At 60.1% G+C, this 8,657-nt stretch carries 8 protein-coding genes; 1 reads left to right on the top strand and 7 read right to left on the bottom strand.

Annotated elements, in window-relative coordinates; all coding sequences use genetic code 11:
• The 7 genes from Q0288_RS01545 to Q0288_RS01515 form a co-directional block, all read right to left on the bottom strand.
• A partial coding sequence (locus tag Q0288_RS01545; protein ID WP_299426102.1) for an ABC transporter permease occupies nt 1-270 on the bottom strand: 270 nt, incomplete at its 3' end.
• Between the two features lie 498 nt (nt 271-768).
• Complete coding sequence (locus Q0288_RS01540; protein ID WP_299426105.1) at nt 769-1,578, bottom strand: carbohydrate ABC transporter permease; 810 nt, start codon at nt 1,576-1,578, stop codon at nt 769-771.
• Nucleotides 1,579-1,618: 40 nt separating this feature from the next.
• Nucleotides 1,619-2,743 (bottom strand): carbohydrate ABC transporter permease, encoded by a 1,125-nt coding sequence (locus Q0288_RS01535; protein WP_299426099.1) that lies wholly within the window; start codon nt 2,741-2,743, stop codon nt 1,619-1,621.
• A gap of 150 nt (nt 2,744-2,893) precedes the next feature.
• A complete protein-coding gene (locus Q0288_RS01530) occupies nt 2,894-4,132 on the bottom strand; it encodes an ABC transporter substrate-binding protein (protein WP_299426096.1) in 1,239 nt (412 codons plus the stop codon).
• A gap of 1 nt (nt 4,133) precedes the next feature.
• The gene (locus tag Q0288_RS01525; RefSeq protein WP_299426093.1) at nt 4,134-5,357 is read right to left on the bottom strand and encodes an ROK family transcriptional regulator; all 1,224 of its coding nucleotides are present in this window, start codon (nt 5,355-5,357) and stop codon (nt 4,134-4,136) included.
• Nucleotides 5,358-5,590: 233 nt separating this feature from the next.
• Nucleotides 5,591-6,055 carry a D-aminoacyl-tRNA deacylase gene (gene dtd / locus Q0288_RS01520; protein WP_299426090.1) on the bottom strand — a complete coding sequence of 155 codons (465 nt, stop codon included), beginning with the start codon at nt 6,053-6,055 and terminating at the stop codon, nt 5,591-5,593.
• A 194-nt stretch (nt 6,056-6,249) separates the two neighbouring features.
• Nucleotides 6,250-7,089, bottom strand: a complete 840-nt coding sequence (locus tag Q0288_RS01515; RefSeq protein ID WP_299426087.1) for a DegV family protein — start codon at nt 7,087-7,089, stop codon at nt 6,250-6,252.
• Between the two features lie 351 nt (nt 7,090-7,440).
• Between Q0288_RS01515 and serA the strand changes: the two genes are divergently transcribed.
• The coding region (gene serA, locus Q0288_RS01510; protein ID WP_299426084.1) for a phosphoglycerate dehydrogenase at nt 7,441-8,657 on the top strand (1,217 nt) is incomplete at its 3' end.

Here is an 8,657-nt window from a genome sequence, read left to right as displayed (position 1 = left end):
GGCTACCTCACGCCCGGTACGCAGGCTGCTGCCAAAATCACCCTGGACAACTGCTCCCAGCCACTGTCCAAACTGGACGTGCAGGGGCAGGTCGAGCCCGAAGAGGCGGCGCAGCTCGGCCATACGCTCGGGCGAAACACTGGCCTCGAGGCCCACCAGGCTGGTTACCACATCACCTGGCACAGCCCGCATGAGTAAAAAAGTGATGACCGCCACGCCCAACAGGGTGGGGATGGCCGCTAGAAGACGATTGAGGGCGTAGCTGACCATAACGAATAGCCAGAGTATATTCGCTTGGTGGTTTCGGAGCACAAGGGGAGTGTTGTGATCTCCCGTCACACCGAGGTGATGCGCGATGGCCGCATCAGGGTCTATCTGGAATACGGCTTTCTGCTCAAGCCCATCGCGGACGCGTCCATACTTAAGAGGTGACCCATGAAAAGCATCCTTCTAAGGCCAGGCTTTTCCATGCCGATCCACGCCCTGGGTATCGAAAAACTGGGAGGGTTAAAAACTTCCTCGGACAACATTCGCTGCTTTGGTCTTGGGAACCGCGTTGCAGGCGGGCCATCTTGTTGCGACCTCCTGCAAACCTGGCCCGGATACCGGCCAGACCCAAAGACAGTGTGTTGGACTGGGGCCATGTTTTCGGAATAGGCCAGTGGGACAAGGCCGAGCGCTGGTGTGTCGTCATGTGCCCGGTGCTGCACAGGCCGCCATACCGGGTATTCGGAGCGAGCTCTCGGAGCAAGCTCACTGGGGTGCAACTTAGCCCTTTACGGAACCCGCCAAAAGCCCCCGGATAAAGTAGCGCCCCAACAGGATATACACCAGCAGGGTGGGCAAAGCGGCCAGCAGCGCACCGGCCATCGGCAGGTTCCACTGCACTGCTTCTCCACCAGCGAGCTGGGCCAGCGCTACCGTGACGGGCTGCTGATCTGGGCTGCTGACCAGGGTCACGGCGAACAAAAACTCGTTCCAGATCTGGGTGAACTGCCAGATGATCACCACCACAAACCCCGGCACCGAGAGCGGAAAGACGATGCGGCTGTAGATGCCGAAAAACCCGGCCCCGTCAATGCGTCCAGCCTCGATCATCTCGTCGGGAATTTCGGCGTAGTAGTTGCGGAAAATCAGGGTGGTGATGGGCAGACCATACACCACATGCACCAGTATCAGCCCCCACAGCGAGCCACCCAGCCCAATTTCACGCACAAACTGAAAGAGTGGAATCAGCACGGCCTGGTAGGGAATAAACATGCCAAACAGCATTAGTGGAAAGACGATATTGGCCCCAGGGAACTTCCACTTGGCCAGAACATAGCCATTCAGCGAGCCCAGAATGGCCGAAAGCAGCGTAGCAATGATGGTGAGGAAGAAGCTGTTCTGCATCTTGGGCAAAAATGCTGTCCAGGCTTCGACAAAACTCGCCCAGTACCAGACCTGGGGCAGTTGCCAGGTGGTATCCAGGGTGATAGCAGCGGGTTCTTTGAGCGCGGTCACGACCACCAGATATACGGGCAGCAAGAAAAATAGTGTGGCTGTGAAGAGAACCGTGTACTGAAAAATGCGCCCCATCATCTCCGCACCTCAGGCTGGGTTTTGTGAATTGCCGGGGTCATCGGCGTACCTCGCTTTTGAGCTGGCTGTACAGGTAGGGCACAATTACGATAGCGACCAGCAGCAGAAGAATCGTGCCGATGGCGGCTCCTTCGGCAAACTGGTTGGCCCGGAAGGTAGTGATGAACATCAGCAGTGCGGGCACATCGGTGGGGGCGTTGTCGGCTCCGGCCATCGCAAAAATCAGGTCGAAAATTTTCAGGCTGATGTGGCCCAGGATAATCATGGCCGAGAGGGTAATGGGGGCCAGCAGCGGCAGGATGACCCGCCGGTAGAGCTGCCAGTCTGAGGCGCCGTCCACCCTGGCGGCCTCGCGCAACTCCTCGGGGATGCCGCGCAATCCGGCCAGATAGAGGGCCATGGTATAACCCGACATCTGCCAGATGGCCGCCAGGATGATTCCGATAAAGGCCAGGTTGAAGCCGTGCATCTCGTCGTAGGGGAGCGGTTGCAGGTTGCGCCCCAGGGTAAAGGCCCACAAAAGCAGCAGGGCTGCCGAGCCGGTGGCAATCCAGGCTCGGCGGTTTTCGCTTCCCCGGAAGGCAGCGATTGCGATAAAAATCAGGATCGCTCCCACTACCAGCGCGGTGATGAAGGGCAGATCGTTCCAACTGACCTGCCAGATCTGCTCGCGGCTGGTAAGCCAGGCGAACTCGCCTTCCGGCAGTCCAACCAGGGTAGGGAGCCGGTTGACCCCGCCCTCCGGCTGGAGCATCCAGCGCCAGATGGTTCCGGTCACGATGAACGAAAGCGACATGGGGAACAGGAAGATGGTGCGGAAGAAACCCTCCCCTCGAGGGCTTCGGTCCAGCACCATGGCCAGCCCCAGCCCGACCAGGAGGCTACCCAGGATGAAGAAGATAGTGAAGAAAAAGGCGTTCACCAGTGTCTGTCGAAACCGCACATCAACAAACCCGGTAAAAAGTTCGCGGTAGTTGTCTAGACCGATAAACCGGAGCTGTGGATCCAGCGCGAGCGCCTGGGCGGGATCCCTGCCCCAGTCGGTTAAGGATGTATAGAAAGTCTGAAAGATAAAGACATAAACGAAGATGCCCAGCAGCACCAGCGACGGCAGAATTACCAGGAATCCGTAAAGGGTATCTCTATTTTTTAGCCATCTCATTGTGACCTCTCGCACAGAAATTGGGATCGGTCTGGAAACGTTCCCCAGAAAGCTTCAGCCTGGTATGTGGCCTCCATAGTTGGCTGGAAAATCCCGTTCGTCAAAATTTTTGAGTGGGGGCAGGTTTTTAAGCCTGCCCCCCAAAAGCGTTTACTGGCCCAATCGAACCTGTGTAGCGATCGCCTGAGCCGCGTTGCCAGCGGCCTGGGCGTTGCGGGCCGAGAGGAAAATTTCCAGCACGGTGCCAAACTGGCTCTGGAAGGCTTCGGGGGCTACGGCGCCGTGTACCAGCGAGCCGACGATGCGGTTGGTTCTCCAGTCGCGCATGGCCGACTGCAGGTAAGCGTTGTAGCGAGCGGGGTCTCCGTCGGTACGGGCCGGAATTGAACCCTTGAGGGGGTTGAAGGTGTCTTGCCCTTCCCTCGAGCCCAACAGACGCAGCCAGTTAACGGCGTTGGCGCGGTTTTTCACGCCTTTCGGCAGCCCGAAGGAGTCGGAGAGCATCATGAACACACCGGCGGTTCCGGGGGAGGGTGCCCAGCCAAAGCCTTCACCGGGACGCAGCCGCTTGGTGGTGGTCATGTAGCCGGCGGCCCAGTCTCCCATGATATTGAAGGCAGCGCGGCCCTCGAGTACCCGGTCAACCGCGTGTTGCCAGCTTAGGCCAGCGGCATCCCGGTTGGCGCAGTCCAGCACACGTCCGAAAGTGTTCCAGACCTCAATAACCTTGGGGTCGTTGAAGCGCAGCCTGCCGTTCCAGAGGTTGGCGTAGTCTGCGGCGCCCAGCACGCCCAGCGCAACCGACTCCCACAGGTGTTGCTGGGTCCAGTTTTCGCCCAGGGCCAGCGGAGCCTCGAGGCCCCTACCCTGGAGGGTACGGCAGACCGTCAGAAACTCGGCCCAGGTTCGGGGGGGCTGGACGCCCCACTCGCGGAGCCTCGAGGGAACAAACCACATCACATTGGAGCGGTGGATATTCACCGGCACGCTGTAGATCCTGCCCCTATAGGAGATCATATCCAGCAGACCCCTGGGGAAGCGGTTCATCCAGCCCTCCTGGGTGAACAGGGGGGTCAGGTCTTCCATACGATCGGCCACCACCCAGGTGCTGATCAGGGCTTGTCCGGCGTGGATCTGGAAGCTGTCGGGGGGGTCGCCGCCCAGCATCCGGGTCTTGAGAACCGCCCGGGCGTTGACGCCAGCACCGCCGGTCACGGTGGCGTTTTCGACCGTTACGTTGGGGTGGCGCTGTTTATACAGATTGATCAGGGCTTCCAGGGCAGGGCCTTCGTCTCCAGCCCACCAGGAGAAGATCTCCAACCTCCCCGACTGGGCCAGTGCCAGCGAGCCCAGGGCTGCTGCCACCAGGGCTAAGAAAAACTTGCGCATATCACATCCTCCTTCGCAATGGTGCGATGCCAACGGTTTGCCGAGTCCCCAGGGTGGAGATTGGCGGGCTCCACTCCCTGGTTCCACCATTTGCTAAAAAGCGCTGCAATACCAGAGCTGCAGCGCCCGTAGCCGGGGCGATATGACCGAACGCGCTGGGCCTTACCGGCAGGTCGGCGTGTTCGGGGATGAAGGCCAGTTTTTGCAGGGTGTCGCGCAGGGGAGCCTCGAGCCACTGCCAGGCCTCGGCGCCCGGCCCACCCAGCACCACCACCGCAGGATCAAAGGTTACGGCCACATTGGCGATGAAACGACCCAACTGACGGGCCAGGTACTCGAGGGTCTCAAGGGCAAATCGGTCGCCTCCATCGGCCCGCTCGAGGATCCTCCGGAAGCTTTCGCTACGCCCACTGTGGGTCTGGTAGTGGTTTACCGCCGATCGCAACGAAAGCTCGCTTTCGACTATCGAAGCAGGGTGGTGATGGCGCTGTTGCCCTATCAGCCAGTGGCCCAACTCTCCCGCCGCACCGGTACGTCCCCGGTAGACCTGTCCATCCACTACCAGCCCGGTGCCAAGCCCGGTGGTGAGCATGATATATAGCAGAGGGCTATGGTTCTCGCCCCAGAAGGTTTCCCCAAAGGCTGAGGCATTGGCGTCGTTGTCCAGGGTCACGGGCAGCCCCAGGAGGGCCTCGAGGGCTTCTGCTGGGTGTTCATCGCGCCAGCCAGGCCCCGAGTTGGGGGCATAAACCAGGGTTCGGTCTTGCTTGATGACCCCCGGAACAGCAAGCCCGACCCCCAGGAGTAATTCAAACCCCTGCACAAGAACCCGAACCTGAGCAGCCAGCCTGTGCAAGCGTTCTGACAGGGAAGTGCTGGGGCTTTCCACCCATTCCCACTGCCCCTGGGTTTGGTTGTTCAGATCCAGCAGAATCAGCGTGGTATTCTCCACCGCCAGTTCTACTCCCAACGCCATCGCTCTTTCGGAGTGGAATTCCAGCGACATCCCAGGCCGCCCCAACCCTGCGGTCTGTAGTGCCCCCTCGTAGAGCACCTGCTCATCCAGCAGCTCCTGAATTAGCGAGGAGACCGTGCTCTTGGTGAGGCCCACTGCCCTGGCCAGTTCGGCACGGCTCAACGGCCCGTTCCGTTGCAGAGCCTCTAGAATCAACCGGCGGTTCTGCCGTTTGATGGTTTGTTGATCCAGGGGGATCGAGCGAGCCACAGCACCTCTATTCACGGGTCGGTAACGTTTTTGTGCAGTTCTTGCCTGGCTGCAGGCCGCCCTAAGACACCGGCGAATCCCTCAAACGCGGTCTAGGGTGCACCATACGGCAACTTATACGAAGCAGGGCGATATCCGGTCGGTCTGATTAGTAAGTTCAACGAACAAACTAACTATACTCCTGAGATCGAAACCCTGTCAACGGTTTGGACTTAAAGGGCCCCGGACGGCGATTATAAACGCCTCGAGGCCTTCTTTTCTGCCGAGTCCAGCCAGATCGTAACCGGCCCATGGTTAACCAGATACACTTCCATGTGAGCCCGGAAGATGCCGGATTCGACATGAATGCCCTGCTGGGTCAGCAGGTCGCAGAAACGCTCGTACAGCCGCTTGCCCTCATCGGGTGCAGCCGCCTCGATGAAGCTGGGCCGGTTGCCCTTGCGGGTATCGCCGTACAGGGTGAACTGCGACACCGCCAGCACCTCGCCCCCCACGTCCGATAATGCCAGGTTCATCTTGCCTTCGGCATCGGCAAAGACCCGCAGTCCCGCAATCTTTTGGGCCAGATAGGCGGCATCGTCCAGGGTGTCGCCCTTGCCCACGCCCAGCAACACCACCAACCCCTGCCCAATCTGCCCGGCGGTCTGACCCTCTACCACTACCCTGGCTTCAGAAACCCGCTGAACAACGGCACGCACCCCAAAACGATAACAGAGGGAAAGGGCAAAGGGGAGAGGGGTGCCTTAGTTCGGCAAAAAGCCGAAGGCAGAAGGCTATGGCTTGACTTAAACCGAGCTGCGACCGGAGCCCTGCGCCCAAAACCCCCTGGAGCCATGTAGCTGGGCGATTTGGCCGCGATAGCTCGGGAATCCCCTGGGTGCGGCTGGGTTGTTTACAGGCTGTAGGCGTAATACCCGTACAGCCCCGGCCCGGTGTGGGTGGAAATCACCCCACCGATGCTGCTGGTGACGCGCTCTTCCAGCGGTAGTCCTGTGGCCTGCACGGCGGCCTTGAAGGCAGCCACATCACTTTCTTCGGCGTTGTAGAGGTAGTAGATGCGGATTTTCTGCCGGCCCGCCGCCCAGGTTTTGAGCGATTCGACCATCTCGGCCAGCGCCTTTTTCTCTCCTCTGGCTCGACCCGCAGGCTCGACCCGGCCCTCTTTGACCGTTAAGATGGGCTTGATGCCCAGCAGCCCCCCCAGCAGGGCCTGGGCCCCTCCGATACGTCCATTCTTCTTGAGGTAGTCCAGGGTAGCCAGGGTAAACCGCACGATGTGATCGGAGCGGATGCGCTCGAGTTCCACCAGCACTTGCGGGAGGTCGGCACCCTGATCCATCAGTTCCCGGATCCGCTCAACCATCATCCCGATGCCCATGCTGGCCGCCAGCGAGTCGAAGACCGTGACCTTGCCAGGAAACTCCTGTGCTGCCAGGTTGGCTGAGCCCACGGTACCAGAGAGCTTGGAAGAGATATGAACCGAGAGCACATGGTCGGCCTTTTTCAGGGCCTGTTCGTAGACGGTTTTGAAGTCGGCGGGAGAAGGCTGGCTGGTGCTGGGCATGCCAGCTCCGGCTTTGACGCCCTCGAATATAGCAGCAGGGGTAATTTCAACCCAGTCCTTGTGGACTTTCCCCTGAAAGTTGACATAGAGGGGTACGACTTCCACACCCATCTGGGCTGCACGGGCTTGCAGGTCGGAGGTTGAGTCGGTCACGATAGCTACTTTCATGGTTTCTCCTGTACGGCGGATTGTTCGGCTGGGTGATCCATTTCTGCCATCGGCTCAGAACCAACCCATACCCACCAGGCTGGAAGGGCTGCAAAGAGCCAGCACTTCTTCGTGAGGTAAGTCTAGCACAGGCTTTTGCCTGAGAAAATGTTGCCTGGGGCAAAATTGAGCAGGAAGCGGGGGTGTCGGGGAAAGGAAAGCGGGCTGACGCGTGGCTTCTGACCCGCAACATTTGTTGTCGCGGAAACCGTTCTCCCAGGTTGTGCCTGGTGGAACAAAGTGATAAGGTTTTGGGCATGTTTGGTAGGGTCAAACCAGACTGAACTCAGGAACCGAAGGTCAGTGTGAGCTATGTGGAAAGTGATTGTGACCGACGAAATGCGGTTGGGCGAGGTCAAGAATCCCGAGGTGCGCCTCGACTACCGACCGGGCATGGCGCGTGAAGAAATCCTGCAGGTAATTGGACAGTACGATGCCCTCATCACCCGCAGCCGCACCCAGGTAGATGCCAGACTTCTGGAAACAGGCACCAACCTTAGAGTGGTCGGACGGGGCGGGGTTGGGGTAGACAACGTAGACCTGGATGCAGCCTCCCGCCGGGGCATTCTGGTGGTGAACGTACCCGAGGCCAACACCCGTTCGGCTGCCGAGCTGGCCTGGGCTTTGCTGCTGGCCACGGCCCGGGGGGTGGTGGAGTCTGATCAGAAAATTCGCCAGGGCCAGTGGGATCGCAAGTATCTGGGCTTGGAGCTCAACCACAAGACCATCGGGATTGTGGGCCTTGGGCGCATCGGGGGCCAGGTGGCCAAGTTTGCCAGGGGCTTTGATATGCGGGTACTGGCCTACGACCCCTACATCCCGCGCAGCCGCGCCCAGACCCTGGGGGTCGAGCTGCTCGACGACCTGGCTGATATGCTGCGGCAGTGCCACTTCCTGACCGTGCATGCTCCCCTCACCGACGAGACCAGGGGCATGATAGGCCGGCGTGAACTCTACTTGTTGCCCAGAGGGGCAGTGGTGGTGAATGCTGCGCGGGGTGGTATCTACGACGAAAAAGCCCTGGTAGAGGTGTTGAATGAAGGGCATCTGTGGGGTGCAGGCCTCGACGTGTTTATGGATGAACCCCCCAGTGCCGAGCATCCCCTGGTACATCACCCCAGGGTCGTCCACACCGCCCACCTGGGGGCCAATACCCTCGAGGCCCAGGAACGGGTGGGGGAGGCGGTACTGGGTCGGGTTATCGAGACCCTACAGGGCAACCTGGCCCATGCGCTGAACACCGGCTTTGATCCCGAAGGCTTACAGATCTTCTCGGCCTGGTTGCCGTTGGGCGAGGCCCTGGGCAAACTGCTGGCCCAGATTACCCAGGGGCGCCCCCAGACGGTGGAGGTCTCTTTCTATGGCGAGTTCGAGAAAAACCCCGATCCCATCGCCTCGGCAGTGGCTAAGGGACTGCTCGACACGGTGCTGGAAGTGGGGGCCACCAACCTGGTCTCGGCACGACCCCTGCTGCGCGACCGGGGTGTCTCGCTCATCACCCGGCAGATTGAGCAGTCGCTGGACTACCG

The sequence above is a fragment of the uncultured Meiothermus sp. genome (assembly GCF_937863175.1).
Lineage (GTDB): Bacteria > Deinococcota > Deinococci > Deinococcales > Thermaceae > Meiothermus.
Note: the sequence above shows the minus strand (reverse complement) of the source record. Positions and strands in the feature narration are given on the sequence as shown.